Annotated in this window: 25 protein-coding genes; 12 read left to right on the top strand and 13 right to left on the bottom strand. The window is 57.8% G+C overall.

Going from position 1 to position 26,632, the window contains the following annotated elements; all coding sequences use genetic code 11:
* Window positions 1-35 precede the first annotated feature (35 nt).
* The 3 genes from AC2FMY_RS01910 to AC2FMY_RS01900 all read left to right on the top strand — a co-directional run bounded on the left by AC2FMY_RS01910 (window position 36) and on the right by AC2FMY_RS01900 (window position 2,167).
* Entirely contained in the window at window positions 36-542 is a 507-nt protein-coding gene (locus tag AC2FMY_RS01910; protein WP_480748332.1) for a peptidylprolyl isomerase, read from the top strand.
* The gene (locus tag AC2FMY_RS01905) at window positions 535-1,080 is read left to right on the top strand and encodes a peptidylprolyl isomerase (protein WP_496744099.1); all 546 of its coding nucleotides are present in this window, start codon (window positions 535-537) and stop codon (window positions 1,078-1,080) included. Before AC2FMY_RS01910 ends, AC2FMY_RS01905 begins: the two co-directional genes overlap by 8 nt.
* Before the next feature lie 124 nt (window positions 1,081-1,204).
* The gene (locus AC2FMY_RS01900) at window positions 1,205-2,167 is read left to right on the top strand and encodes a DUF3179 domain-containing protein (protein ID WP_496744100.1); all 963 of its coding nucleotides are present in this window, start codon (window positions 1,205-1,207) and stop codon (window positions 2,165-2,167) included.
* Between the two features lie 12 nt (window positions 2,168-2,179).
* On the opposite strand, the gene AC2FMY_RS01895 is transcribed toward AC2FMY_RS01900, so the two are convergent.
* The 6 genes from AC2FMY_RS01895 to AC2FMY_RS01870 form a co-directional block, all read right to left on the bottom strand.
* Window positions 2,180-2,536, bottom strand: a complete 357-nt coding sequence (locus AC2FMY_RS01895; RefSeq protein WP_496744102.1) for a hypothetical protein — start codon at window positions 2,534-2,536, stop codon at window positions 2,180-2,182.
* 179 nt (window positions 2,537-2,715) lie between these two features.
* Entirely contained in the window at window positions 2,716-3,405 is a 690-nt protein-coding gene (aqpZ, locus tag AC2FMY_RS01890; protein WP_480748336.1) for an aquaporin Z, read from the bottom strand.
* A gap of 158 nt (window positions 3,406-3,563) precedes the next feature.
* Complete coding sequence (locus AC2FMY_RS01885) at window positions 3,564-4,073, bottom strand: bactofilin family protein (RefSeq protein ID WP_480748337.1); 510 nt, start codon at window positions 4,071-4,073, stop codon at window positions 3,564-3,566.
* Complete coding sequence (locus AC2FMY_RS01880) at window positions 4,063-5,391, bottom strand: DUF5930 domain-containing protein (protein ID WP_496744106.1); 1,329 nt, start codon at window positions 5,389-5,391, stop codon at window positions 4,063-4,065. Before AC2FMY_RS01880 ends, AC2FMY_RS01885 begins: the two co-directional genes overlap by 11 nt.
* A gap of 183 nt (window positions 5,392-5,574) precedes the next feature.
* Window positions 5,575-6,393 (bottom strand): ferritin-like domain-containing protein, encoded by an 819-nt coding sequence (locus tag AC2FMY_RS01875; RefSeq protein ID WP_496806904.1) that lies wholly within the window; start codon window positions 6,391-6,393, stop codon window positions 5,575-5,577.
* Window positions 6,394-6,450: 57 nt separating this feature from the next.
* Window positions 6,451-6,915, bottom strand: a complete 465-nt coding sequence (locus AC2FMY_RS01870) for a peroxiredoxin (RefSeq protein ID WP_480748340.1) — start codon at window positions 6,913-6,915, stop codon at window positions 6,451-6,453.
* 165 nt (window positions 6,916-7,080) lie between these two features.
* Between AC2FMY_RS01870 and AC2FMY_RS01865 the strand changes: the two genes are divergently transcribed.
* The 4 genes from AC2FMY_RS01865 to AC2FMY_RS01850 all read left to right on the top strand — a co-directional run bounded on the left by AC2FMY_RS01865 (window position 7,081) and on the right by AC2FMY_RS01850 (window position 13,539).
* Window positions 7,081-10,380, top strand: coding sequence for a YhdP family protein (locus AC2FMY_RS01865; RefSeq protein ID WP_496806903.1), 3,300 nt, complete (start codon window positions 7,081-7,083; stop codon window positions 10,378-10,380).
* 44 nt (window positions 10,381-10,424) lie between these two features.
* A complete protein-coding gene (gene queA / locus AC2FMY_RS01860) occupies window positions 10,425-11,471 on the top strand; it encodes a tRNA preQ1(34) S-adenosylmethionine ribosyltransferase-isomerase QueA (protein ID WP_496806902.1) in 1,047 nt (348 codons plus the stop codon).
* Between the two features lie 108 nt (window positions 11,472-11,579).
* On the top strand, window positions 11,580-12,851 hold the full coding sequence (locus tag AC2FMY_RS01855; protein ID WP_496806901.1) for an MFS transporter: 1,272 nt from the start codon (window positions 11,580-11,582) through the stop codon (window positions 12,849-12,851).
* A 109-nt stretch (window positions 12,852-12,960) separates the two neighbouring features.
* Window positions 12,961-13,539 carry a DUF924 family protein gene (locus AC2FMY_RS01850; protein WP_480748344.1) on the top strand — a complete coding sequence of 193 codons (579 nt, stop codon included), beginning with the start codon at window positions 12,961-12,963 and terminating at the stop codon, window positions 13,537-13,539.
* Here AC2FMY_RS01850 and AC2FMY_RS01845 read toward each other — a convergent pair.
* The gene (locus tag AC2FMY_RS01845) at window positions 13,536-13,970 is read right to left on the bottom strand and encodes a hypothetical protein (protein WP_496744114.1); all 435 of its coding nucleotides are present in this window, start codon (window positions 13,968-13,970) and stop codon (window positions 13,536-13,538) included. The two genes, AC2FMY_RS01850 and AC2FMY_RS01845, sit on opposite strands and share 4 nt — an antisense overlap.
* A gap of 216 nt (window positions 13,971-14,186) precedes the next feature.
* On the opposite strand from AC2FMY_RS01845, the gene lpdA reads away from it, so the two are divergent.
* The 3 genes from lpdA to AC2FMY_RS01830 all read left to right on the top strand — a co-directional run bounded on the left by lpdA (window position 14,187) and on the right by AC2FMY_RS01830 (window position 19,474).
* The gene (lpdA, locus tag AC2FMY_RS01840; protein WP_480748346.1) at window positions 14,187-15,581 is read left to right on the top strand and encodes a dihydrolipoyl dehydrogenase; all 1,395 of its coding nucleotides are present in this window, start codon (window positions 14,187-14,189) and stop codon (window positions 15,579-15,581) included.
* 372 nt (window positions 15,582-15,953) lie between these two features.
* The gene (gene uvrA / locus AC2FMY_RS01835) at window positions 15,954-18,812 is read left to right on the top strand and encodes an excinuclease ABC subunit UvrA (protein ID WP_496806900.1); all 2,859 of its coding nucleotides are present in this window, start codon (window positions 15,954-15,956) and stop codon (window positions 18,810-18,812) included.
* A 77-nt stretch (window positions 18,813-18,889) separates the two neighbouring features.
* A complete protein-coding gene (locus AC2FMY_RS01830) occupies window positions 18,890-19,474 on the top strand; it encodes a VOC family protein (protein WP_480748348.1) in 585 nt (194 codons plus the stop codon).
* Between the two features lie 2 nt (window positions 19,475-19,476).
* Here AC2FMY_RS01830 and AC2FMY_RS01825 read toward each other — a convergent pair whose 3' ends face one another.
* From AC2FMY_RS01825 to AC2FMY_RS01805, 5 genes are all read right to left on the bottom strand, one after another.
* Window positions 19,477-19,902 carry a hypothetical protein gene (locus AC2FMY_RS01825; protein WP_480748349.1) on the bottom strand — a complete coding sequence of 142 codons (426 nt, stop codon included), beginning with the start codon at window positions 19,900-19,902 and terminating at the stop codon, window positions 19,477-19,479.
* Between the two features lie 103 nt (window positions 19,903-20,005).
* The gene (gene mmsB, locus AC2FMY_RS01820; protein ID WP_496744117.1) at window positions 20,006-20,878 is read right to left on the bottom strand and encodes a 3-hydroxyisobutyrate dehydrogenase; all 873 of its coding nucleotides are present in this window, start codon (window positions 20,876-20,878) and stop codon (window positions 20,006-20,008) included.
* 3 nt (window positions 20,879-20,881) lie between these two features.
* A complete protein-coding gene (locus tag AC2FMY_RS01815) occupies window positions 20,882-21,922 on the bottom strand; it encodes an enoyl-CoA hydratase/isomerase family protein (RefSeq protein ID WP_496806899.1) in 1,041 nt (346 codons plus the stop codon).
* Between the two features lie 8 nt (window positions 21,923-21,930).
* Window positions 21,931-23,073, bottom strand: a complete 1,143-nt coding sequence (locus AC2FMY_RS01810; protein WP_496806898.1) for an acyl-CoA dehydrogenase family protein — start codon at window positions 23,071-23,073, stop codon at window positions 21,931-21,933.
* Between the two features lie 122 nt (window positions 23,074-23,195).
* Window positions 23,196-24,311: a carboxylate-amine ligase gene (locus AC2FMY_RS01805; RefSeq protein WP_496744123.1), complete on the bottom strand. Its 1,116-nt coding sequence runs from the start codon at window positions 24,309-24,311 to the stop codon at window positions 23,196-23,198.
* A gap of 171 nt (window positions 24,312-24,482) precedes the next feature.
* On the opposite strand from AC2FMY_RS01805, the gene AC2FMY_RS01800 reads away from it, so the two are divergent.
* Window positions 24,483-25,298 carry a class I SAM-dependent methyltransferase gene (locus AC2FMY_RS01800; protein ID WP_496806897.1) on the top strand — a complete coding sequence of 272 codons (816 nt, stop codon included), beginning with the start codon at window positions 24,483-24,485 and terminating at the stop codon, window positions 25,296-25,298.
* Window positions 25,299-25,369: 71 nt separating this feature from the next.
* Window positions 25,370-25,861, top strand: a complete 492-nt coding sequence (locus AC2FMY_RS01795; RefSeq protein WP_480748355.1) for a fasciclin domain-containing protein — start codon at window positions 25,370-25,372, stop codon at window positions 25,859-25,861.
* Window positions 25,862-25,917: 56 nt separating this feature from the next.
* Here AC2FMY_RS01795 and AC2FMY_RS01790 read toward each other — a convergent pair whose 3' ends face one another.
* The gene (locus AC2FMY_RS01790) at window positions 25,918-26,514 is read right to left on the bottom strand and encodes a L,D-transpeptidase (RefSeq protein WP_480748356.1); all 597 of its coding nucleotides are present in this window, start codon (window positions 26,512-26,514) and stop codon (window positions 25,918-25,920) included.
* Window positions 26,515-26,632 lie beyond the last annotated feature (118 nt).

Below are 26,632 nucleotides of genomic sequence, written 5' to 3'. Positions count from 1 at the left end.
GGTATTCGCGCAATATCCATCGACAGGAGGGCCCAATGGCCGAGATCAAGGATCCCGAAAACACCATCATCATCGAGTTGAAGAACGGCAATGTGGTTATCGAACTGCTGCCTGATGTCGCCCCGCAACACAGCGGGCGGATGAAGGAACTGGCGCGCGCCGGAGAATATGACAACGTGTGCTTTCACCGGGTAATCGACGGATTCATGGCCCAGACAGGCGACGTTCAGCATGGCGATATGGAAGACGGGTTCAACATCCGTATGGCGGGAACGGGTGGGTCCTCGCTGCCGGATTTGCCGGCTGAGTTTTCCAAGCTGCCGCATGATCGCGGAACGCTGGGCGCGGCGCGTTCGGCCAACCCGAATTCGGCCAATTCGCAGTTTTTCATCAACTTCAAGGACAATCATTTCCTGAACGGCCAATACACGGTTTATGGTCGTGTGGTTGCCGGGATGGAGCATGTGGACGCAATCGTGCGTGGCGAGCCGCCCGCAAGCCCCGATCGCATGATCAGCGTCAAGGTGGCCGCCGATGCGTAAACTGACAGCCGTATTTGCCCTGTTGGCCAGCCCGGCCCTGGCCACCGGGCTTGAGATCGAGATCGAAGGTGAGGCCAATGGCACAATCACCATTGATCTGTTCGAGGACGTCGCTCCCAAGCACGTCGAACAGATCGCGGCACTGGCGGCAGACGGTCAATATGACGGGGTTGTGTTCCACCGCGTGATCGAGGGTTTCATGGCGCAGACCGGCGATGTGCAGCATGGCAAACTGGGCAGCGACATGCGCCGCGCGGGCACTGGTGCGTCGGACCGGCCGGACCTTGCGGCCGAGTTTTCGGACATCACTTATGATCGGGGCATTGTTGGCATGGCGCGGGCGCAGGATCCGAACAGCGCCAATTCGCAGTTCTTCATCATGTTCGCACCAGGCCCGTTCCTGGACGGTCAGTACACCGTCGTGGGTAAAGTCACGGATGGCATGGATGTGGTCGATGCCATCAAGCGCGGCGAAGGCCCCAATGGTGCTGTGATCGGGCAGCCCGATGTCATGAAAAAGGTCACCGTCACCGAGTGACGGCGCGCCCGGCGCGGAAAACCTCTGCGCCGGGCTCTCGCACATTGCATCACGTCTGTGTGCGCTGGGGTGGCTTTGCGAACGTGTCGCGCTCAGTATTGAGCATCTGGCGGGAGCAAGCCGCATGCGTGTTCTTTCGATCGCAATCGCCGTTTTCCTGGCCGCACAAGTGTGGGCCAGTCCCGAGTTCTGGCGGACTGAATGGCCCGAAACCGACTTCAACCGTACAAGCGTGCGAAACTGGTCCGAGATTCAGTCAGGCGGCCCGCCCAAGGACGGGATACCGGCGATTGACGAACCTGCGTTTAAGGTCGTCAGCGAGGAAACCCGGATCAGTTCCCGCGAGCCGGTAATCACGGTCGAGATCGACGGCCAAGGGCCTAGGGCCTACCCGATCCGCTATCTGATCTGGCATGAGATCGTGAATGACCGGATCGGAAGTGTTCCGGTCGCGGTTACCTATTGTCCGCTTTGCAACTCGGCGATTACCTTTGATCGCAGGACGGCAAGTGGCGAGCTGAGTTTTGGTGTCAGCGGCAAACTGCGGTTCTCGGACATGGTGATGTATGACCGCCAAACCCAAAGCTGGTGGCAACAGGCGGTGGGTGAGGCGATCGTGGGGCAACTGACCGGGACCCGGCTGAAAACCCTGCCATCCTGGATGGAAAGCTGGCAGGACTTTTCCACCCGCAACCCGGATGGGTTGGTCATGGCCGAGCCGGAATACAGCCGGTCATATGGGCGCAATCCTTATCGTGGCTATGACGGGTCGCGCAAACCGTTCCTGTATTCCGGCGAGATGCCACCGCATGGCATCCACCCTCTGGAACGCGTCGTGCGGGTTGGAAATCTAGCCTGGCCCATGAAGCGGCTCAGCGAGGAGGCTGACGTGAAAGAGGCGGGTGTGCGCATAACATGGAAGGCCGGTCAGGCCTCGGCACTGGATACGGGCCTCATTCGCAATGGGCGTGATGTGGGATCGATCCGCGTTCGCGACGGGCAGGGACGTGATGTGCCCCATGATGTCATGTTCGCCTTTGCCTTCCATGCTTTCTGGCCGAACGGGCAATGGATGCTAGGGCGATGAACCGCGCAGTGTTCAGGCCGCAAGCGCGACAAGTTCCGCCAGCCCGGTCAGCCCGATAAGGAAGGCCGAAATCATTTTGAGCATCGGCATGTTCCGGGATTTGATCCCCTTGCCCATATTCGTCTCGGCCATGTCCGGAGAGAGGTCGGCGATCAGGTTGATGATATCGTCCAGCGCAGTACCGCCAGCGAGGATGCCATAAGCCGTAGTTACGATCACCAGCATGGCCAGCGCAGGCGAAAAGCCCTGTGGCCCGAAATGAATGATCGTCGCCAATGCAATGAACGAGAATATGGTCGTTTGCATGATCCTGAAATAATGGGTCTGTCGTGCCAGGGAATAGGTGGCGCGCAATTCCGGTGTCATCATGATTTCCCCCTCCAAAATACAATGCTGAAACCCGGGCATGATATCACGCGGGAACCTGAATCGGAAATGTGTTCGAGCGTTCGGCGTACGGAACTGACCCATATACCAGGGGCGGGCCGGAGACGTTCATGAAAAACGCCGCCCGATGAGGCGGCGTTTGTAAGGTGTCGCGCAATCTTTCAGTCGTCGGTTGAGACAGCTTTCCAGATCAGGCCGCCGATTGCGCCTCCGATTAGCGGAGCTACCCAGAACATCCAGAGTTGGGCCAGCGCTGGTCCGTCGGCAAACAGCGCCACACCGGTCGACCGCGCCGGGTTGACCGAAGTGTTGGTGACGGGAATTGAAACCAGATGAATCAGCGTCAGGCCGAGACCGATGGCGATCGGCGCAAACCCGGCTGGGGCGCCCTTGGACGTTGCCCCTAGAATGATGAACAGGAAAAAGGCGGTCATCACGACCTCGGTCACAAATCCGGACATCATCGAATATCCACCGGGCGAAGCACTGCCATAGCCATTTGACGCAAATCCGCCGACGCCGGTGAAATCGGGCGCGCCAGAGACAATCACATACAGAACGACCGCCGCAACGATTGCACCCACGACCTGGGCAATCCAGTAGGGGATCAGGTCTTTCGCCTCGAACCGGCCCGCGATCATCAGGCCAAGGCTGACGGCAGGATTGAAATGCCCACCCGAGATATGGCCGACGGCAAAGGCCATGGTCAGTACGGTCAGGCCAAAGGCCAGCGCCACGCCCAGCCAGCCGATGCCAACGTCTGCGACACCTGCTGCAAGAACTGCGCTGCCGCACCCGCCCAGAACCAGCCAGAACGTGCCAAAAAATTCCGCTAAAAGCTTTGAAGACATCCAACGTTCCTCCCAAAGTTGAATGCATGATAGTAGGCAGGCATTTGTTTCAATTGGAAGAAAAATGTTCAGCAATCCGCTTGCAGCGTGAAGCCGTCTTTCAACTAAAAACGCCCCGGGGCTTCCCGAGGCGCTCAAAGGTCGTAATTTCAGCCGAATTACTGGCTGACTTCAGCTGTTGCCGCGGCTGGATTGCCGGCGCCCTTGTTGCCGGAACGACCGGGGTTCAGCGGGTCGTCCTGACGCTGCACCGAGCCCTCGAAATGGGCACCGCTTTCGATTGCGATTGTCTTGTGAATGATGTCGCCTTCGACCCGTGCGGTCGAGGTCAGGCGCACTTTCAGTCCACGGACGCGGCCCACGATGCGGCCATTGACCACGACATCGTCAGCCGTGACTTCACCCTTGATTGTGGCCGTTTCGCCAATGGTCAACAGGTGGGCGCGAATGTCGCCTTCGACCGTGCCTTCGACCTGAATGTCGCCGGTGGTCTTGATGTTGCCGGTGATATGAAGATCCGACGACAGCACCGATGCGGGCGGCTTTGGCTTGGGCGCGCTTGCCTTGGTTTCTGCAGGTGCCGGGCTTGGCGGTGTCGATGGAGTTGCGGGCTTGGCCGCTTCGGGTGCCTTGGATGCCGGCTCGTTGATTTTGCTCTTAGAAAACATTTCTCGCAGCCTTGATGTAAGTCATTGGATTCACGGGTTTCCCGTTCACGCGCACCTCATAGTGCAGATGTGTGCCGGTCGACCGTCCGGTGCTACCCATATCAGCTATATGATCCCCGCGCGAGACCCTTTGTCCGACCTTGACGCGGATAGACGTGTTATGAGCGTAAAGTGTCTCGATTCCGAAAGCGTGTTTGATCTTCACAAGCCGTCCAAAACCTGATTGCCAGCCAGCATGAGTGACAACGCCATCCGCGGTGGCAAAGATATCGGTGCCGTGTGAGCCTGCGAAATCCGACCCGTTATGCATGCGCTTACCGCCGGATTTCGGATCCCGGCGATAGCCATAGCCGCTGGTATACCGAACTGCGGAATGAACCGGACTGGCGAAAGGCGCCTTTTCGGCCGCGATGCGGTAAAGATTGAGCTGGTCCATCTGCTCTAGCAAATTGTTGGCGCGAATCTCGTCGGCGGTCGGTTCTTCACCGCGCGTGCTGAACGACAAAGGGGTCAGCGGACCGCCCATACCGCTATAGCCGCGTCGAACCTCTTCGAGGATGCGGTCAGTGGGCATACCCGCCTGCCGGAACATCTTGTCCAGCGGTTCGACCGAGATGGCCATTGCCTCTTCGAGTTGACGGAAAATCTGGTCGCTGCGTTCGCGCATAAGCTGAATTTCCAGTTCCAGATCGTCGCGTTGATCCAAAGCCGACTGTGCGTTGGCCTCAATCAGATCGCGCTCCTGCGCGGTTCGCAACAAAGCTTCGGACATGAACGCCATCTGAACAGGGGCCGACGCGGCCAGCTTTGCACTGGCCGCGTCTTCGCCTGTATTCTGCTCGAGATTTGCCAGCGCCAAACGGGCCACTTCGCGCTGCTTCATGGTTTCACGCAAAGTGGTCTGGATCACTTCGATCCCGGTTTCCAACTCGCGCCGCCGGTTTTCGGATTTCAGCAGTTCCGATTGCATTGCTGAAACCTGTTCGAGGGCCGCGTTGAACCGTTGGTGCGCTGCCAGGGCTTCTTCGGCGCGCATATCCCGTTCTTGTGACAGGATGTTGAGCCTTTCCTGGTATGTCGCCTGGTCTCTTTTTGCCTGCTCTCGGAAATTGCCTGATCCGATGCTGTCCATCAGGATGATGGCCGTGGCCACGATGGTCCAGGCAAGCGTCAGGGTGACGCCGGAAAATGCGATGATCTGAGTTTCCGGCCGCAACCGGATGAAGCGCGTATCGTTGTCCGATTTGAGGAACACTCTGCGCTCGGGAAAATGTTTCTCAAGCAGAGCGTGAATTCTGATCGTCAGACGTGTCCGCACGCGCCTTTCCTCTTTTCATCCCCTGTGAAGGAACAGATCGAGAGTGGATACGACCGTCCCTTGGGGCGCTTGCATAGCGAGGTGAGGCGATTGGGGCAAGTTTGTTAACCAGTCGGTCGAAAAACGAAGAAGAAACACGCTTGGGATGAGCGGGTTCTTGCCGATCTCGGGTGTCCGAAAGGTCTAGATGATCGTCTTTCCCGGGGGCGGCAGTTCATCTGCCAAGGGCCAGTAGAAATCGGGTGGCAGCCCCGCCTCGGCGCGTTTTTCTTCGTTGAAAGGGGGTTTTAGCGCCCCGTGGAAATAGCGCCGCACGAGCTGGTGGAACACCTCTTTGGGATCGGTGTTTTGCCGCCCGCAAAGAAAATGGAACCATTTTGACCCATAGGCCACATGGCCGACCTCTTCGGCATAGATCACTTCCAGCGCATCAATGGCTTTCTGCACCCTGGCTTTGCGGAAAATGTCAATCATTCCGGGGGTTACATCCAGACCGCGGGCTTCGAGCACCATCGGAACCACGGCCAGACGCCCCATCAGATCTTCTGCCGTGTCCTCGGCCGCGCGCCACATCCCGGCATGTGCGGGCAAAGCGCCATAGTGGCTGCCCATCGAGTCCAGACATTCGCAAACCAGCTCAAAGTGGCGTGATTCCTCGGCGGCGCATTTTACCCAGTCGTCATAAAATCCGACTGGCATCGGGATGTGCCCGAAGCGGGCAATGATATCCCAATGCAGGTCCACTGCGTTAAGCTCGATATGCGCAACGGCATGCAAAAGCGCGATCCGACCAGCCTCGGATCCGGGTCTCCGCTTGGGAACATCTCGCGGCGACAGAAGCTCCGGGCGATCAGGACGGGCCGGATGCAGCGGAGGAGACGCCGTGCCGATATCGATTGCCGGAGCGTTCCCGGCGCGAAAGGCGAACCACGCCGCAGCATGTTTCTGCGACAGGGCGGTCTTGGCGTGCCCATCCGCTGTGGTCAGAACCTGGGTTGCCATTTCAGTCAGAGTCAGGGGCACGTCTTTTTGCTCCATTCGCAATGCGCAAGGATTGGCTCAAGTCAGGTTGCGGACAGCTTGCAGCACTTCTTCGACATGGCCGGGCACCTTCACCTTTCGCCAGATTTGCGCGATTTGCCCTTGCGGATCGATCAGAAATGTCGAGCGTTCGATGCCCATGGATTTTTTACCGTACATGTTCTTTTCCACCCAGACGCCATAATCCTCGCATACGGTCGATCCTTCATCAGATAAAAGCGGGGTGGTCAGGCTGTGCTTGGCGACAAACTTGTCATGTTTGGCCACGCTATCGCGGGAAATCCCGAACACTTTTGCGCCCGCATCGGCAAACTCCTGCAAAAGCTCGGAAAATCCAATGGATTCCTTGGTGCAGCCCGGAGTATCATCACGGGGGTAGAAAAACAGAACCACGGCAGTGCCACGCAGGGCTGACAACGTGACTTCTCCGCCGCCGTCACGGGGCAGGGTGAATTCGGGAGCGGGATCGGATATTTCGGGCATGAGTATTCTCCGGCGGAAATCAGTGCATGTTGCTCAACATATTAGGCCGGGACGGGCAAGTTGAAAGACGCCGAGGTACACAAAGGCGAATCCGAAAAACCGGAAGGCGGGAGTAACAAGCCCGCTCGTCACCGTTCACGCAGGCGCAAGGCCGCAGTGTGGGCAATGCGTGGAAGCTTCGTTCTGATCGTTCTGGCCGTGATCTCGGCGCTTATGGTTGTCGGACAGACAATGCACGCGCCGCAATGGCTGCGGGACCGCGTCGAGCAACGTCTGGAACAGGTCACCGGCGGTCTGCAGATCAAGTTCGGGGATGTAAGTTTCATCATTCACGAGGGCTGGCGACCGCGTCTGAGGCTGCGGGATGTGACCCTGAGCGACAGTGAGGGGCACCAAATCGCGCAACTGTCCGACATGCGTGCGAGCCTCGCGATGCGCCCGTTGTTGCGCGGGGAAATTCGCCCCAAACGCATTATGATGAGTGGAGCGAATATCGTTCTGCAACGCGAAAAGAGCGGCCAATTGTCCTTGATCGTTGGTCAAAACAGCGCCCCCGTGGAACGAGCGCCCAGTATCAGGGAGCTGATCGAAGAAGCCGACACCCTGTTTCTGTCACCGACATTGTCCGCGCTGACCTCGTTCGAATTGGACGCGATTACGCTGCACTACAGCGATATTCGCCAGAACAGATCGTGGACAATGGACGGCGGGCGCATCCAGATCACGCGCGGCGCCGATGAAATCCGCATCGCGACCGGCTTTTCGCTTTTGGGCGGGCGTGATTATGCAAGTACCGTCGAGCTCAACTATACTAGCAAGCTGGGTTCGCCCGAGGCAAGTTTCGGTGTCAGCGTCACCGATCTGCCGGCCGAAGACATTGCGGTGCAAAGCCCGGTCCTGGCCTGGCTGCAAGTATTGCGCGCGCCGCTGTCTGGCGCGTTGCGTGGCAGCGTCGGGGCAGACGGAACATTGGACCCGGTCTTTGCGACGTTGCAGATCGCCAAGGGCGTCCTGCAGCCCAATCCCGAAGTGCGTCCCATTCCATTCGACACCGCCCGGACATATTTCTCTTATGACCCCAAACGGCAGTTTCTGGATTTCAGCGAGATTTCCATTGTCTCGCCGTGGGGGTCTGCCATGATCGACGGCCGTGCGGATCTTGAGGGTGTGGAATCCGGCCAACTGAACAGCTTTACCGCACAGTTCCGGTCGTCGGGGATCAAGGTCAACCCGGCCGGAGTATATGCCGAAGCACTGGAATTGTCAGGCGCGGCGATCGATTTTCAATTGAAACTTGCGCCTTTCGAATTGCGGATCGGGCAACTGGTTGTCGAGGACAAGGACCGCCGTTTGCAAGCCTTCGGGAACCTGAAAGGATTGCCGAATGGATGGGGCGTGGATCTGGATGCGCAACTGGATCATCTGACGCCCGCACAATTGTTGCAATACTGGCCGGAAAAAGCCGCTATCAAGCCTCGCGAATGGGTGTCGGAAAACCTGTTGGATGGGCGGTTGGAAGATCTCGATCTTGCCGTCAGGCTAAAGCCCGGATCGCCCCCGGACCTTTATGCCGATTTCGACTACAAGGACGCCACGATCAAATTTGCCAAGACCCTTCCGCCTATCGTCGATGCCCAGGGGCAGGCCAGTTTGGTGGGGCGCAGGTTTACGGTTACCGCCCAGCGGGGGCGGGTGGTTCCGGATCAGGGCGGTGCGATCGATGCGGCAGGTACGTCCTTTATCATTCCGGACATCGGCATCAAGAAAGCTGCGCCGGGTATTGCTCGAATTCGCGCTCACGGCAGCGCCACGGCGGCGCTTTCATTGTTGGACCTCCCACCATTGGAAGTCATGACCAAAGCCGACCTGCCTGTGGATCTGGCGCAAGGTCTGGTGGATTTGGAGGGAACGCTGGCCCTGCCTTTGCGGGACGGCGTCGAGCTGGAGGATATGGAATTTCACTATACCGGTGATCTGGGTAATGTGAGCAGCGACAAGCTTGTTCCCGGTATCAAGGTGCGCGCTGACCGTCTCGACCTTGCTGGGGATCAGACGCAAGTCTCGATCTCGGGGGAGGGGTATTTCGGGTCGGTTCCGATGCGGGGTCGCTGGACACAGCCCATTGGCGGTTCCACGCCGGAACAAAGCCAGTTGGTGGGCCAGATCGAGTTGTCGCCACGGTTGATGGCCGAAATCAAGGCGGGGCTTCCGGACGGGATGTTAACTGGCAAAGGCAACGCGGAGGTGACCGTTGACCTGGGAGGTGGTGAAGCTCCGAGGCTGACGGCACAGTCTGATCTGGTCGGGGTAGGGCTTGCAATTCCGGAACTGGGCTGGCGCAAGGCTCCGGACACTTCCGGGGCGCTTTCCATGAAAGCTGTCTTGGGTGCGGGGATGAACGTGGACGAATTAAAAGTCGATGCGGCGGGGTTGCAGACGACCGGAACCATTTCGTTCACCAATCAGTCTCAGATGGATCGCGTGCGGCTTTCTTCCTTTGAAATAGACGACTGGTTGTCGATCCCTGTGGAGTTGGTGAGCCGAGGAAATCAGGCGCCCGACATTCGCATTCTTGGAGGTCGAATGGATATGAGAACCGCCACTTTCGGCTCTGGTGGTACTGGTGGAACGGCCGCTGTGGGCGGTAGTGGCCCGGATCTGGAAGTACGGCTCGACAGGTTGCAGATTACCGACACGATTGCCTTGACTGGGTTTCAGGGCGGCTTCAGCACGTCTGGAGGGCTTGGCGGAACTTTCACAGCGCAAGTCAATGGCGGAACATCGGTTTCGGGGCAATTGGTGCCCCGCGCAGATCGCAGCAGTATCATTCTGCAGTCGGCGGATGCCGGCGGGGTCATGCGGTCTTCGGAAATTCTAACGCAGGCGCATGGGGGCAACTTTCGCCTTACTCTCGAACCGGTTCAGGCCTCTGGACACTATGATGCCGTACTGAGAATTACAGATACCCGGGTCAAGGACGCCCCGGCTATGGCGGCTTTGCTTAATGCAATCAGCCTGGTTGGTCTCTTGGATGAAATGACGGGGCAGGGAATATATTTCACTGGCATCGACAGTCAGATGCGGATTTCACCGTCCGAGGTCACGGTGCTGAGCGGTAGTGCGGTTGGCCCGTCCATCGGGCTTTCATTTGACGGAAAGGTGGATACAGAGCGCCGCTGGCTGGATTTGCAGGGGGCAGTGACGCCGGTTTACCTGCTGAATGCGATCGGCAGTGTTCTGACCCGCAAGGGCGAGGGTGTGTTCGCATTCAACTATACACTGAGCGGCCCGCTATCCGATCCGAAAGTGGGCGTAAATCCCTTGTCCGGACTGGCTCCTGTCTTTTTGCGAAACCTTTTGCGCACACCGCCACCAGCCTTGCCGGATGACGCGAGTGAACTGCTGACCCCCGAGAACGAGGCGGCAGAGAAGCCAACGAAACGCTTGCAAGGCAGCGATCGATGAAGTGGGTGATGGTCGAATCCTTTTGGGCAAGATAAAGCGCGCGCATGAAACTGAGCGACTTTGATTTCCACCTGCCCGAAGACCTGATCGCCACCCGCCCTGCCAGCCCGCGTTCTTCTGCGCGTTTGCTGGTGGCAGAGGCCGATCGGATCACGGATTCCACAGCCATTCATCTGCCGGACTGGTTGCGACCGGGAGACCGGTTGGTGCTGAATGACACGCGGGTTATCCCGGCTCGGCTCAGCGGGCGTCGGCACAGGCAAAGCTCGCAAGGCCCGGTTTCGGCCGCGATAGAGGCGACGTTGCTTGACCCTCAGGCCGAGGGCACATGGGCAGCGCTGATTAAGCCACTGAAGAAAGTGAAACTCGGTGAGGAGATAGTCTTTTCCGACAGGCTCAGCGCCATTCTGGAGCGAGTAGACGAGGGGCAGGCTTTTTTGCGCTTCAACCTCGCGGGAGAAAACTTTGACCGCGCGTTGGAAGAGGCGGGCGCAATGCCCTTGCCGCCCTATATCGCCGCGAAACGGCCCGCAGACGAGCAGGACAAGACGGACTACCAAACCATCTGGGCCCGGCATTCCGGAGCGGTGGCGGCCCCGACAGCCTCGCTGCATTTCGACGATGCGCTGATGCAGGCGCTAAGAAACAAGGGGATAGCGTTCACTCATGTCACTCTGCATGTGGGGGCCGGAACCTTTTTGCCGGTGAAAGTCGAGGATGTGACCACCCACAGGATGCACGCGGAATGGGGGCGGGTCAGTGCGCAGGCGGTCGACGAGATCCGGGCCACCAAGGCGGCGGGCGGTCGGGTCATTCCGGTTGGCACAACCGCGCTGCGACTCATCGAAAGTGCCGCGCGAAGCGGAGAAATCGAACCCTGGGAAGGTGAGACGGACATCTTCATCTACCCTGGATTCGAATTTCACGTCGCAGATGCCCTGATGACCAATTTTCACCTGCCCAAATCGACTTTGCTGATGTTGGTTTCAGCCCTGATGGGGCGTGATCGAATGCAGCGTGTTTACGCCCACGCAATCGAAACGAAATACCGGTTCTTTTCCTACGGGGATGCGTCGCTTTTGTTCCCCTAAATGGCGTGTTCCAAAGCGCAATTTCGGCAAATGTTGTCGAAAAGCGCCTACAAATGATATCTGCGTGGACACTAACGCGAAACGCGGCAGAAATAGACAGAGGCTCCGATGATTCAGGTACTTTCCAGCGCGTGGGCGCTTTTGCTGGGCATGGGCCTTTTGATGGTTGGCAATGGTCTGCAAGGTACATTGCTGGGCGTTCGGGGCGAGATCGAGGGGTTTACGACCCTTGAGATGTCCTTTGTCATGTCCGCCTATTTCCTGGGCTTTCTTGGTGGGTCGCGGCTCGCGCCCGAGATGATCCGTCGGGTTGGCCATGTACGTGTGTTTGCGGCGCTGGCCTCGTTCATTTCTGCCGTGATGATCATGTATCCCATGCTGGCCAACACGGTCGCATGGTCGCTTGGTCGCGTGATTATCGGGTTTTGCTTTTCCGGGGTCTATGTCACCGCTGAAAGCTGGCTGAACAACGCGGCAAGTAATGAAAACCGTGGGCAGGCACTGTCGCTGTACATGATCGTACAGATGGCCGGGATTATTACCGCCCAGGGCCTGCTTTTGCTTGGCGATCCTGCGGGGTATGAGACCTTTGTCATCGCGTCGATCCTGGTGTCGATTTCGTTCGGTCCGATTCTTCTGTCGATCTCGCCGACACCTGCGTTCGACACCACAAAACCGATGACGCTGAAACAGTTGATGAACATCTCGCCGCTGGGATGTGTAGGGATGTTCCTGCTAGGCGGTGTCTTTTCCGCACAGTTCGGCATGTCTGCGGTTTATGGCGCGCGGGCAGGCTTGAGCCTTGTGGAAATCTCGACCTTTGTTGCGGCTTTCTATGTAGGCGCAGTGGTATTGCAGTATCCGCTGGGGTGGTTCTCGGATCGCATGGATCGGCGCGTTCTGATCATGCTGGCCGCCGCCGTTGGCGGTGGAACCGCACTAATTGCGATGATTTTCGGCAACAGTTTCCATGTTCTTCTTACTGCGGCATTCGTGATCGGGGGCATGACCAACCCGCTGTATTCCCTGCTCATCGCCTATACGAACGACTATCTTGAGCACGAAGACATGGCCGCCGCCTCGGGTGGGCTGGTCTTTATCAACGGTCTCGGCGCAATTGCCGGCCCAGTGATCGTTGGGTGGATGATGGGGGACAGTGTCTTTGGTCCGTCCGGTTTTTTCCTGTTTTTCTCGGGACTTCTGTTCGTGATGACACTTTACGCTCTTTACCGGATGACGCAGCGTGCCTCGACCCCGATAGACGAGACAAGCGCGATGACCACGCTCTATCCGACAGCATCGCCCGTCGTGCTGGAGGTTGCACAAGAGGTTGCGATCGAAGCCGGGCAGGAAGAGCGTGAGGCACAGGATGTAGCTTAGTGGTTGGAAATGTGTCGCGAATGTTGCAATATTTTATTGTAACAAGTTGGTAAAAGTCATTTTAATACAAGTAGTGCCCCTGGGGGGGAACATTAGTGGAGCAAGGGCAATGGTAAGTCCTGAAGAAGTATTGAGTTTTTGGTTAGATGAAGTTGGGCCCGAAGGGTGGTACAAGCAGGATGAAGCGCTGGACGCGCTTGTTCGCGACAAGTTTCTCGAAAGCTGGAATGGTGCATGTCAGGGCAAGTTTGCGCTGTGGCTGACCTATCCAAGCGGGACGTTGGCATACATCATCCTGATGGATCAATTTCCGAGGAACATGTTCCGGGGCGAGGGGCGCGCGTTCGCATCAGACCGCGCGGCTCTGTCCGCCGCGAAATGCGCGATCGACAGGGGCTGGGATCTGAGGATCGATGAGCCGGCACGGCAGTTTTTCTATATGCCGTTGATGCATTCGGAAAACCTGTGCGATCAGGAACGCTGCGTTCGTCTGCTGCATCAGCGTATGCCGCAATCAGGTGCCGGCAATCTGTTGCACGCACAAGCGCATCGCGAGATCATCCGCAAGTTCGGGCGTTTTCCGTATCGCAACGAAGCTCTCCATCGCGAGATGACACCGCAGGAAGCTGATTATGTCAGCAGTGGTGGATACGGTCAGACCGTGCGGGAACTGCAAGCCGCGATCTAAGACGCTGGGGTGCAACTTCTGATGTCGTTTATGCTGTTGGCTATGGCCGCAGCGGACGCGTCGATGGCGTGATCGATCAGTTTCTCTGGGGCATCCGCCAGATCCGCCAATTGAGACTGAGTTTTTTCAAGCCTCTGCTCAATCGCATTTGTTCGGGCCAGCACTCCCAGAATTCTCTGGGCCACGGCTGGCGAAATCTCCCCGTTATTCTCACCAAGCTCCTTCAGATCATTTCTAAGTCCCTTCAGCTCGCCCGTGATGTCTTGTGTCTGCGTGCGCAGCGGCTGTAGCAGCTCGAGCCTTTGGGCGAAATCTTCCTTGAAACCGTCGAGGGTCGACAGCAGTTTCCATCCCAGAAACAGGCACAACGCCAAAAGGATCAATGTCGCGTTGAGCATCGCGAGAAGCAAGTCTTTGAGTGTCCTGGCCATATCTGATCCCTCTGAACCCGGATGTGAAATTGTGCTATGCCAATCAGTACGCCTTCTTTTCTAGCCAAACGGTGTGGTCGCGTATAGGCTGGAAACCGCTTGTCACATACTGTTTGACCTCGCGTCGCATTTGTCGCGGGGAAGTGTTGTTGATGTGCTTGGAAAATTAGTTTAATGGTAAACTAGTTTTGAAACGACCGGCGCCGAGAGGGAAACATGGCTGCACAATCCTTTGATCTGATCGTAATCGGCGCAGGCCCCGGCGGCTATGTCGCCGCCATTCGTGGAGCGCAGCTGGGCCTGAAAACCGCTGTTGTCGAACGTGAACATTTGGGCGGCATCTGTTTGAATTGGGGGTGCATTCCGACCAAAGCTCTGTTGCGCTCTTCGGAAGTGTTCCACTTGATGGAGCGGGCCAAGGATTTCGGGTTGAAGGCTGAAAATATCGGTTACGATCTGGATGCGGTGGTGAAACGTTCGCGCGGGGTGGCGGCGCAGTTGTCGGGTGGTATCGGCCACCTGTTGAGAAAAAACAAAGTCACCGTTGTAATGGGGGAGGCGACGATCCCCGCCAAGGGCAAGGTCAGCGTCAAGACTGACAAGGGCACCGAGGAACTGACCGCAAATAACATCATCCTTGCTACCGGTGCACGCGCCCGGGAATTGCCGGGACTGGAGGCAGATGGCGATCTGGTCTGGACCTACAAGCACGCGCTGCAGCCACCGCGCATGCCCAAGAAGCTTCTGGTCATCGGTTCGGGCGCGATCGGCATCGAATTCGCGAGCTTTTACAATACTCTGGGCGCAGATACGACCGTGGTCGAAGTTCTGGATCGTGTCTTGCCTGTCGAAGATGCCGAAATCAGCGCTTTTGCCAAGAAAGCCTTTACCAAACAGGGCATGACCATCATGGAAAAGGCGATGGTCAAGCAACTTGATCGCGGCAAGGGCAAGGTCACCGCCCATATCGAGGTCAAGGGCAAGATCGAAAAGCACGAGTTCGACACGGTGATTTCCGCCGTGGGTATTGTTGGCAACGTGGAAAGCCTCGGGCTCGAAGCCCTGGGGGTCAAGATCGATCGCACCCATGTGGTGACGGATGAATTCTGCCGTACCGGGGTCGAGGGGCTTTATGCCATCGGCGATATTGCGGGTGCGCCGTGGTTGGCGCACAAGGCAAGCCACGAGGGTGTCATGGTGGCGGACCTGATCGCGGGCAAGCACGCGCACCCGGTCAAACCTGAAAGCATTGCAGGCTGCACCTATTGCCACCCGCAGGTGGCATCAGTGGGGTATTCCGAAGCCAAGGCCAAGGAACTGGGGTATGAAGTCAAGGTGGGCCGTTTTCCCTTCATTGGTAACGGCAAGGCGATTGCGCTGGGAGAACCCGAAGGGCTGGTCAAAACCGTGTTCGACGCCAAGACCGGCGAATTGCTGGGTGCACACATGATCGGTGCCGAGGTCACTGAAATGATACAAGGTTATGTGGTGGGCCGCCAATTGGAGACCACGGAAGAAGATTTGATGAACACCGTCTTCCCGCATCCCACGCTCAGCGAAATGATGCATGAAAGCGTGCTGGACGCTTACGGGCGGGTGATCCACATGTGATCCCGAAAAACAATTGGATTCTCAAAAGGTCGCGCCTCTGGCGCGGCTTTTTTTGTTGGGCTTTCTGGCGAAAGCCAGTGCCTCCGGCGGGGATATTTGAGGCCAGATGAACACGGGATCCGCGCCCCGAACCGGTCGGGGCGCTTCACCTAGCGCGGACATCGGCGTCCCCGCCTGCACCGCGGGGTCACTCTGCCGAAAACGGGTTAAGGATCCGTTACTTCATCTGGCCTCAAATATCCCGGGGTCTGGGGCAGAGCCCCAGTTGGTCTATCCATGGTACTGTATGAATGTTCTTTGTATGTTCTTATTTTTTGGTTGGAGACTCAGGCTGTCTCAACTATCTATTAGGAATTGTTGCCGAGGTAGGTCATGGCGGAACTGAAGAATATCGAAGTGCGTGGCGCGCGTGAGCACAATCTCAAGGGAATCGACGTGGATATTCCGCGCGACCAGTTGGTAGTGATCACTGGGCTGTCGGGTTCGGGCAAGTCCTCGTTGGCCTTCGATACAATTTATGCCGAAGGGCAGCGGCGCTATGTCGAAAGCCTGTCGGCCTACGCGCGCCAGTTCCTCGATATGATGGAAAAGCCGGATGTGGATCACATCAGCGGCCTGTCCCCCGCGATTTCGATCGAACAGAAGACGACCTCGAAAAACCCGCGCTCGACCGTTGGCACGGTAACCGAGATCTACGATTATCTACGTCTGCTGTTTGCCCGCGCAGGCACTCCCTTCAGCCCGGCCACCGGCCTGCCCATTGAGGCGCAGCAGGTGCAGGACATGGTTGACCGGATTATGGCGATGGAGGAGGGCACGCGCGGCTATTTGCTTGCGCCGATCGTGCGCGACCGGAAGGGCGAGTACAAAAAGGAGTTTCTGGAGCTGCGCAAGCAGGGTTTCCAGCGGGTCAAGGTCGATGGTCAGTTCTATGAGTTGGACGAGCCTCCGGTGCTGGACAAGAAATTCCGCCACGATATCGATGTGGTGGTGGATCGTCTGGTGGTCCGTGAAGGGATGGAGACTCGTCTGGCCGACAGCCTGCGAACCGCGCTTGATCTGGCCGATGGCATCGCCATTCTGGAGACCGCACCGCGCGACGGTGATCCGGAGCGGATCACGTTTTCCGAGAATTTTGCCTGCCCTGTCAGTGGTTTCACCATCCCTGAGATCGAACCGCGCCTGTTTTCATTCAACGCGCCATTCGGGGCTTGCCCGGATTGCGACGGTCTGGGGGTCGAGCTGTTTTTTGACGAACGCCTCGTGGTGCCCGACCAGACGCTCAAGGTCTACGACGGGGCGCTGGCGCCTTGGCGAAAGGGCAAGTCTCCTTATTTCCTGCAGACAATCGAGGCCATTGCGCGACACTACGAGTTTGACAAGAACACCCCTTGGAAGGATCTGCCCGAGAAGGTGCAGCAAGTGTTCCTGTATGGCTCTGGCGACGAAGAAATTCCCTTCCGCTACGACGAGGGTGGGCGGGTTTATCAAGCCACCCGCACCTTTGAGGGCGTAATTCCGAATATGGAGCGCCGCTATCGCGAGACGGATTCGAATTGGATTCGCGAGGAATTTGAGCGCTATCAAAACAACCGACCCTGCGGAACATGTCGTGGCCATCGCCTGCGCGAAGAAGCGCTGGCGGTGAAAATCGCGGGCCAGCATGTGGGTAACGTGGTGCAGATGTCGATCCGCGAAGCTTTGGCCTGGATCGAGGACGCGCCGAACCATCTGAGCATGCAGAAGAACGAAATCGCGCGCGCCATTCTCAAGGAAATCCGCGAACGATTGGGGTTCCTGAACAATGTGGGATTGGAATATCTTACGTTGTCGCGTTCAAGTGGGACCTTGTCGGGCGGCGAGAGCCAGCGCATCCGTCTGGCCAGCCAGATCGGTTCGGGTCTGACCGGGGTGCTTTATGTGCTGGATGAACCGTCGATTGGTCTGCACCAGCGCGACAACGACCGGCTTCTGGGCACGCTCAAGAACCTGCGCGATCAGGGCAATACGGTGATTGTGGTCGAACATGACGAAGAAGCGATCCGCGAGGCGGACTACGTTTTCGACATCGGCCCAGGCGCTGGGGTGCATGGCGGGCAAGTGGTCAGCCATGGAACGCCCGAACACATCGCGGCGGACGCTGCTTCGATCACCGGCCAATACCTGTCTGGCATGCGCGAGATCGCGATTCCGGCGGATCGTCGCGTCGGCAACGGCAAGAAGGTCACTGTGGTAAAGGCCACCGGAAATAACCTCAAGGAGGTGACCGCCGTTTTCCCACTCGGAAAATTCGTCTGTGTGACCGGCGTTTCGGGTGGGGGCAAGTCAACGTTGACCATTGAAACGCTGTTCAAGACCGCCTCGATGAGGTTGAATGGCGCGCGGCAAACCCCAGCGCCATGCGAAACGATCAAGGGGCTTGAGTTTCTGGATAAAGTCATCGACATCGACCAGCGCCCCATCGGGCGCACACCGCGGTCGAACCCGGCGACATACACGGGGGCGTTCACCCCGATCCGCGATTGGTTTGCCGGTCTGCCCGAGGCCAAGGCGCGCGGCTACAAGCCCGGTCGGTTCAGCTTTAACGTCAAGGGCGGGCGGTGCGAGGCCTGTCAGGGTGACGGTGTCATCAAGATCGAAATGCACTTTCTGCCCGATGTCTATGTCACCTGCGAAACCTGCAAGGGCGCACGCTACAACCGCGAAACGCTTGAAATCAAGTTCAAGGGCAAATCCATCGCAGATGTGCTGGACATGACGGTCGAGGATGCGCAGGAGTTTTTCAAGGCGGTGCCGTCGATCCGCGAAAAGATGGATGCTTTGGCGCGGGTGGGTCTGGGCTATATCAAGGTCGGTCAGCAGGCCACAACGCTTTCCGGCGGTGAGGCGCAACGGGTGAAGCTGTCAAAGGAACTCAGCAAGCGTTCGACAGGTCGCACTCTTTATATTCTGGATGAACCCACCACAGGTCTGCATTTTGAAGACGTGCGCAAGCTGTTGGAAGTTTTGCATGAATTGGTCGAACAGGGCAATACTGTCGTGGTGATCGAGCACAATCTGGACGTGGTGAAAACCGCCGACCACATCATCGATATCGGCCCCGAAGGCGGTGATGGCGGTGGACGGATCGTTGCCGAAGGCACCCCAGAGGACGTGGCCGAATGCGAACGCAGCCATACCGGGCGGTATCTGAAGCCGATGTTGAATCCCGAACGGGTTGCGGCCGAGTAGGGCATCGACCAAATCATTTCCGGGCTGCAACGCGTGCCAGACTGTGGCACCCTCTTTGTAACAAGGGAGGAGAGAAGATGCGCAAGTTGCAGACCCAAGGGGTGCATCACATCACGTTAACCGGAGCGGACCGGCAAACCAGCCTTGATTTTTGGGAGGGCGTGCTGGGCATGCCCTTTGTGTTCGACCAGCCCAACCTTGATAATCCGGACGAAGGTCATCTGTATTTCGACCCCGGTGACGGGCGGCTGATCACGGTATTCACCAATGAAAATCGACAAGGCAGTCGCGAACGTACACCGACCGATCCGGGCTGCGTGCACCATCTGGCCTTCAATGTGTCTCAAGCGACGTTCTGGCAGGCCGTCGAGCGGCTTGAGGAACGGGGGATCGGCCATTCCGGCCCCAAGGATCGGGGGTTCATGGATTCGATCTATTTCAAGGACCCGCTGGGATTGCTGATCGAACTGGCAAGCTATCGGTTCGATCCGCCGACAGGCTGTACTCACGCAGATGTTCTGATCCGGGCACACCGGTTGCGGGTCGAAAGAGGCGACTACAACATCGACCGCATCCATTTGGCGGATGCAATCGGAGATTTGGTGCAAAGCAGGCAAGACAGCCTGTCACAGGACCGCTCGCCAAAGAACCCGTATCGCTGAAGTCAGTTCAGGATATCGGCAACCGCGCCGATCAGGTTCAACACCTTATGGGTATCACGGTCGACGCTGTAGACGTAGTCGCCAGCGCGGACATAGTAACCATCGCGCCTCAGACCATAGCGATAGGGATCGTCGATCCGGATGTAGTCGCGATAGATGTAGTCCCCGGTGTAGTAGCGATTCTTGACCTGACCGGGCGGAACACAAGGCACCGCCTTTTTGGCAAGGCCAGGTGGGCAATGACCGACAGAACCGTAGTACCGGCGATCATCGCGGCCATAATCTGGCGATACGCGCTCAATCTTCACACGGTTGTTGTTGTTGTTGTTTCCCTTGCCTTTTCCTTTGCCGTTCCCATTGCCAGCCATAGCAACTGCCGGGCTAAGGGCCAGCGCAAGAATCGCGGCGGTAAAGGCTAGCATTTTCATCGATCATGCTCCTATGCGGTAACGCTGAGGCTGTTGAACTAGCGTTACCTCATCAGATGGGGAATTGCGCCCGCTTTTCAAACCACTGGGCGAAAACCTGCCGTCAGTCACGACTCCGCTTTTCGAACCGGGGTAGCATGGCGCTGAAATCCATGCCCTTGCCATCTTCGTTTTCGACAAAAGCTTCATAAAGCGCGGTGGCGGCCTTGCCCATTGGAGTATCCGCATCGGCGCTTTCGGCGGCTTGCTGGCTGAGACGCAGGTCTTTGAGCATCAGTTCAGCTGCAAATCCCGGCTTGTAGTCATTGTCCGCAGGGCTTTGCGGACCGACGCCCGGAGCGGGACAATAGGCGTTCATGGTCCAGCTGTAGCCGGAAGAAGTTGAAACCACGTCGAACATCTTTTGCCGGTCCAGGCCCAGCTTGTCGGCCAGCGCAAAGGCTTCGCATGTGGCGATCATGGTGACGCCGAGGATCATGTTGTTACAGATCTTGGCCGCCTGTCCGGCTCCGGCTTCGCCACAATGTACGGCTTTTTGCCCCATGATCTCAAACAGCGGTGCGGCTTTGGCAAACGCTTCGGCCGAGCCTCCAGCCATGAATGTGAGCGTCCCGGCTGCCGCGCCGCCGATGCCGCCCGAAACAGGGGCGTCGACCGACAGCAACCCTGCCGCGTTTGCCTGTTCGGCCACCGCGCGGGCACTGTCCACGTCCACGGTGGAACAGTCGACCAGCGCCGCGCCCCTGGACATGGCGGGGATCACCTCACCAGCCACCGACCGCAGGATCTGACCGTTGGGGAGCATCGTGATGACCACTTCGGCATCCGTTGCAGCCATTGCCGCACTGTCGGCCATCCGGACACCGTCGATCGACACGTCGGCCATATCAAAGCCAACAACCTCGTGCCCGGCCTTGGCCAGATTGGCGGCCATCGGCGCGCCCATGTTGCCCAGACCAATGAACCCGATTTTCATCTTTCATTCCTCCTTGAATGTCAGTGCGTCTGCGCCAAGTGGTTGCAGCATTTTGGAAACGGCCACGGCGGGAACGTTCATGTCGGCATATTGCCACTTGGGATTGCGATCCTTGTCGATGATCTGTGCACGGATACCTTCAAGGAAATCGCCGTGTTCCACCGACCGATAGGTGAACCGGTATTCCATCTCCAACGCTTTGCGGATCGTCAGGGACGGGCCGCGAAGCCGATGGAGCATTTCAACCGTGCATGCCATGGAAATCGGACAGTTGCGTCCAAGCGCCTTGAGCGTGCCTTTGGCAAAATCGGTATCTTCGGTCCGCAGGGATGTCAGGATATCGCCCAATGACTCGCCGCCAAAGTGGCGGTCGATGTCCGTCTGAGCTGGGCGCAGGGTACCTTCGGGCGCGGGTTCTGAATGGGTTGCGACGTGTTCGGCATCGCCCGAGGCTTCGAGCATTTCGATCAGGCCGCCCCACTTTTCCTGCGGGATATAGTGGTCTGCGAAGCCCGCAAAAATGGCGTCGTCCGGCCCCATGCGCCCGGCGGTCAACCCCAGATATTCACCCACCCGGCCCGGCGCCAGTGAAAGCATCAGCGTCCCACCCACATCGGGGATCAGGCCAATGCCGCATTCCGGCATGGCGATTTTGGAGCTTTCGCCAACAACCCGGTGGGTGCCATGACACCCGATGCCGACACCGCCGCCCATGGTAAAGCCCTGCATGAAGCTCACGACCGGCTTGGGGTACTCGAAAATCATCGCGTTCATGCGGTATTCGTCACGCCAGAACGTGCGGCCATAGCCGAAATCGCCCTTGATCCCGGTTTCATAAAGCTCGGCAATATCACCGCCGGCGCAAAAAGCCTTTTCGCCTTCGGCATCCAGGATCACCAGATCGACATCATCATCCTCGCGCCAATTGCGCAGGGCGGTATCGATTGCCATGCACATCTCATAACTCATCGCATTCAACGCATGCGGACGGGTCAGGGTGATCCGGCCGGCTCGTCCGGTCACTCGGATGTCGATGTCAGCCATGGAATCCCTCAGTGGTTGGCAAGCATGTGTCGGGCCACGATGACGCGCATGATCTCGTTCGTTCCCTCGAGGATCTGATGCACGCGCAGGTCACGGACAAGTTTTTCAATCCCGTAATCAGCAAGATAACCGTATCCGCCGTGCAACTGCAGGCATTGATCCACGACTTTCGATCCGGTCTCGGTTACAAACTTCTTGGCCATCGCACAGAATTTCGTGGCATCCGGCGTGCCCTGATCCAGTTTCCATGCGGCCTGGCGCAGAAAGGTGCGTGCCGCCTGCAGCTCGATCTCCATATCCGCCAGCCGGAATTGCAGCGCCTGGAACTGATCGATGGATTTGCCGAAAGCCTTGCGCTCGGACATGTACTGCAGCGTCATGTTGATCGCAGTCTGCGCGGCCCCAAGTGAGCAGGACGAGATGTTCAGGCGCCCGCCATCCAGGCCCATCATCGCGTATTTGAAACCATCGCCTTCGGTTCCCACCAGATTACCGGAGGGAATCTTGCAATCGTCAAACTGGACCTGCGCTGTCGGCTGGCTTTTCCAGCCCATCTTTTGTTCCAGCGCGCCAAAGCTGAGGCCGGGGGTGCCATCCTCGACATAAACGGTTGAAATCCCCCTGGGACCGTCTTCACCGGTGCGCACCATGCAGACATAGGCGTCGGAGTATCCGCCACCCGAGATGAACGCCTTGGTGCCGTTGAGCGTGTAACCTTCGTTGGTGCGTTCGGCACGGGTCTTCAGGGCTGCCGCATCCGACCCCGAGCCGGGTTCGGTCAGGCAATAGCTGAGCACGGTGTTGAGGCTCAACACATCCGGCATGATGCGCGCCTTCAGCTCGTCGCTGGCGAAGCTGTCAAGCATCTTGGCGCACATATTGTGGATCGATAGAAAGGCCGCGACCGAGGGGCAGGCCATCGACAGGGCTTCGAAGACAAGCGTCGCGTCGAGCCGGCTCAGACCCGAGCCGCCACTTTCTTCCGAGACATAAAGGCCGCCAAACCCAAGTTCGCCAACCTGTGGCCACAGCTCTTTAGGGATCGTGCCCTCGGCCTCCCATTGACGGGCAAAGGGGGCGATGTTTTCCTGCCCAAAGGCGTGGGCCATGTCAAAAATGGCTGTCTGTTCCTCGGTCAGTGCGAAATCCATGGCCTGTCTCCCTTGCGCGCGATGAATTGAACGACTGTTTATTTCCGAATTCTTACAGAAGTTTTTCAACGACAGAAAGAGCCATTGCTGTTTGATGCGGCCTGACTTGGCTTGTCGACAGACTAGAGGTCCGCGTGGAATTCTTCGATCAGGTGTCTAACGACTGCCTGACCGCCATCTTCGTCTCTGGAAATGGCTTCAGCATGGACCCGGCGCTGGCGGGTCGCGGAGGTGCCGGAATTGGCAATCTGGCGCAGACGAGCAATCTCAGGCAGCGTTCCAAGAGCTTCGGCATCCTCGGCCAACATGCCTATCAATTCGTCCATCAACTCGATCATCGGCTTGATCGACCGGTCACCGAAGTCGATCAGGCCTTCGCCTACACCATAGCGTTGCGCGCGCCAGCGGTTCTCTCCGATCAGGAAACGATCATAGTGGCGCCACCGCAGGTTGCGGTCCTTGAGGCGGCACAGCATGCGCACAAGCGCCTGGTTCATTGCGGCCAGCGACAGCGTATGTTCCAATCTCGGCTGAACATCCATGATCCGGGTCTCAAGGGTCGGAAACCGATGCGATGGCCGCAAATCCCACCAGATTTTTGTCGTGTCCTCGATTACGCCGAGTTCAACCAGAATACCGGTGGTACGCTGGTATTCCGCCCAACTGCCAAAACTCGGCGGCAATCCGGTTCGCGGCAGGTTGTCAAAGACTGTCAGGCGATATGAGGACAGGCCTGTGTCCTCGCCATTCCAGAAGGGTGACGAGGTCGACAAGGCAAGAAGATGAGGCAGGAAATAGCACAACTGGGGCATCAGATCGGCGCGCAGGGATGCGTCTTCGATGCCGACATGAACGTGCATTCCGCAAATCAGCATGCGTCGGGCAACGCCGCCCAGGGCATGCTGCAATGCGTCATAGCGTTCCTTGCGGGTGTGATGCTGATCTTTCCAGTTGGCGAAGGGATGGCATGACACGGCGATCGGCGCCAGATTGTGCTCGGCGGCGCGTTGGGACACGCAGGACCGCAGACGCTTGAGGTCGTCGCGTGCGCCGGCAATCGTGGCGTGGGGGCGGGTGCCGACCTCGATCTGGCATTGCAGGAACTCCGGACTGACCTGACCTTCGAAATCACTCTGGCACGCTTCCATCAATGCCGCAGGTGCTTCGGAAAGTTGCAGGGAATCCTTGTCGACCAGCAGGTATTCTTCCTCGATACCCAGCGTAAACTCCTGCTGCATGTCGTGCCTCCCGTTCGAAATTTCGTCTAGTGAATACGGAAATCCCCTTTTTGCCAAGGGTTTGGGCGCAGGTTCTTGCGAAAGGCGCTGTGGGCCGGGTATTGAGGCGCGAAGCCGCAATCAAAAAGGACCGCTCAGGTGAAGCCCAGAAAGTTCCCCCGGATAAACGCGATGCTGGATTCATTCGGGGTAAAACTGATCGACAAGACCAGAGAATTGGACGAGCGCGCGAGGCTTGAAGCCTTTGAACGGGCAGGTGGCCTGAATCGCCCCGCATATACATTGTCGCCGGGGATGCAGGATTTCAATATCACCAGCCTGGTCGAAGACTACAAAGCGCACGCCAATGCGCTTGCAGCGTTGAAGGACCCATCAAAAAACCAGACAGGATACCGCACTGAAAACGGCTATTTCGACAGTCCAGATGCGGACGCGCTTTACCTAATGGTCCGACGGTATCAGCCAAGGCGCGTGATCGAGGTTGGATGCGGCAATTCTACCAAGGTAACACGTCAGGCCAGCATCGACGGCGGGCTGGATACCCGGATTACCGCGATCGACCCGTATCCAAGGGCCGACATCGCGCATGTGGTGGATCGGTTTGAAAAGAAGCGCCTTGAAGACGTGGAGCCGGAGCTGTTTGCCGAGCTCGAAGCGGATGACATCCTGTTCATCGACTCCAGCCATGTCGTAAGGATGAGCAACGACGTGGCGCATCTGTTCTGCCGCATCATCCCGCAATTGAAGCCTGGTGTGGTCATCCACGTGCATGACGTGTTCTTACCCTATGAATACCCGAAACGGTTTTTTTATGATTGCCCGGGATGGGCCGAACAGTACGTGTTGCACGCCCTGCTTCAGTCCGGTGGATTCGAGATGCTTTGGCCCGGTTATTACTTGCAGCAAGCCCGCCCGGATGCAGTAGAGGCATTGCCATTTCTCAAGGCTGGCAGGGCCCAAAGCCTCTGGGTTCAGAAAATTACCTAAATTAATTTTGATCCGATCTGAAAAAGGCTGCGTATCTCCTTTCATCACAAGCGGGAGAGGAGATTTCCGATATGTTTCGAAGAGGGTTTTTGGGAGCCGTAGCTGCGGCAAGCGTTGCATTCGCGGGCGCGGTGCCGTTGCAGGCCAAAGCAGAAATGGACATTGTCGACACAGCGGTCGCAGCAGGTTCTTTCAACACTCTGGTTGCGGCGGTTCAGGCTGCGGACCTTGTGGGAACGCTGAAAAGCAAAGGGCCATTCACGGTATTCGCCCCAACGGATGAAGCCTTCGCGGCACTTCCCGAGGGAACGGTGGAAAATCTGTTGAAGCCGGAAAACAAGGATCAACTGGTCGCCATCCTGACCTATCACGTCGTGCCGGCCGAGATCATGTCGGGTGATATTGCCGGTAAACGCGCGCAAGTTCTGACCGTGCAGGGCGACCGGCTGAGCGTAAACGCTCGCAATGGCGTAAAGGTAGACAAAGCCAAGGTTGTTCAGGCCGATATCGAAGCGTCGAACGGAGTGATTCACGTCATAGATACGGTCCTGCTGCCTGAGTGAGCACCCCTGTGTTCAGGCAGACTGCCCCGGCCCTTGGTGGCCGGGGCTTTTTGTTATTACACCAACCGGACCTGGGTGCCGACCTGCACCAGTTGATACAGTTCCTCGACGTGGCGGTTGTAAAGGCCAATGCAACCGGATGAACTTTGACGCCCGATCTTTCGGGTGTCGTGCGTGCCATGAACCAGATATGCGGGCCAGGTCAGATACATGGCGCGGGAGCCAAGCGGATTTCCTGGGTCGCCGCCATCGATACGAACAGGCAGGGTCGGGTCCCGTTCGCGCATCGACGCCGTCGGGGTCCAGCTTGGGTTCTCGGTTTTGCGCACAACTTCAGTATAGCCGCGCTTTGTCAGTTCTTCGCTCATCGGTACCGAGGACGGGTACAGGCGATACGTCTGCCCATCGCCACCCCAATAGTGCACCGCGCGGCTGGTGATGTCCGCCAGCAGGCAACCGACACCCAGTTGGTCAAAATGGTCCTGCCAGCTTTGTTGCGAGAAAGACGAGATATTGCGACGTACGGGCACCTGCGTCTCGATCGGAGGTTCCTCTGCCGGAAAAGCGCTCTGCGCGCGAACGAGGGCAGGGGTGGCCAAAGTAGTGGCGGCACCCAATAGAATGCTGCGGCGTGATATTTTGGGCTGGGACAAGATTGCCTCCGGAATGTCGCTGCTCGATATGTATTTGCGCGGGAAATTATGCGCTGCGCGTTCACTTTTAAAGATGGAATTTTCGAAATTTGCGTGAGCGTGATGCGAAATCAGGTTG

It is taken from the genome of Ruegeria sp. YKSE079 (assembly GCF_059612845.1).
This window is presented reverse-complemented; position numbering and strand designations above follow the sequence as displayed.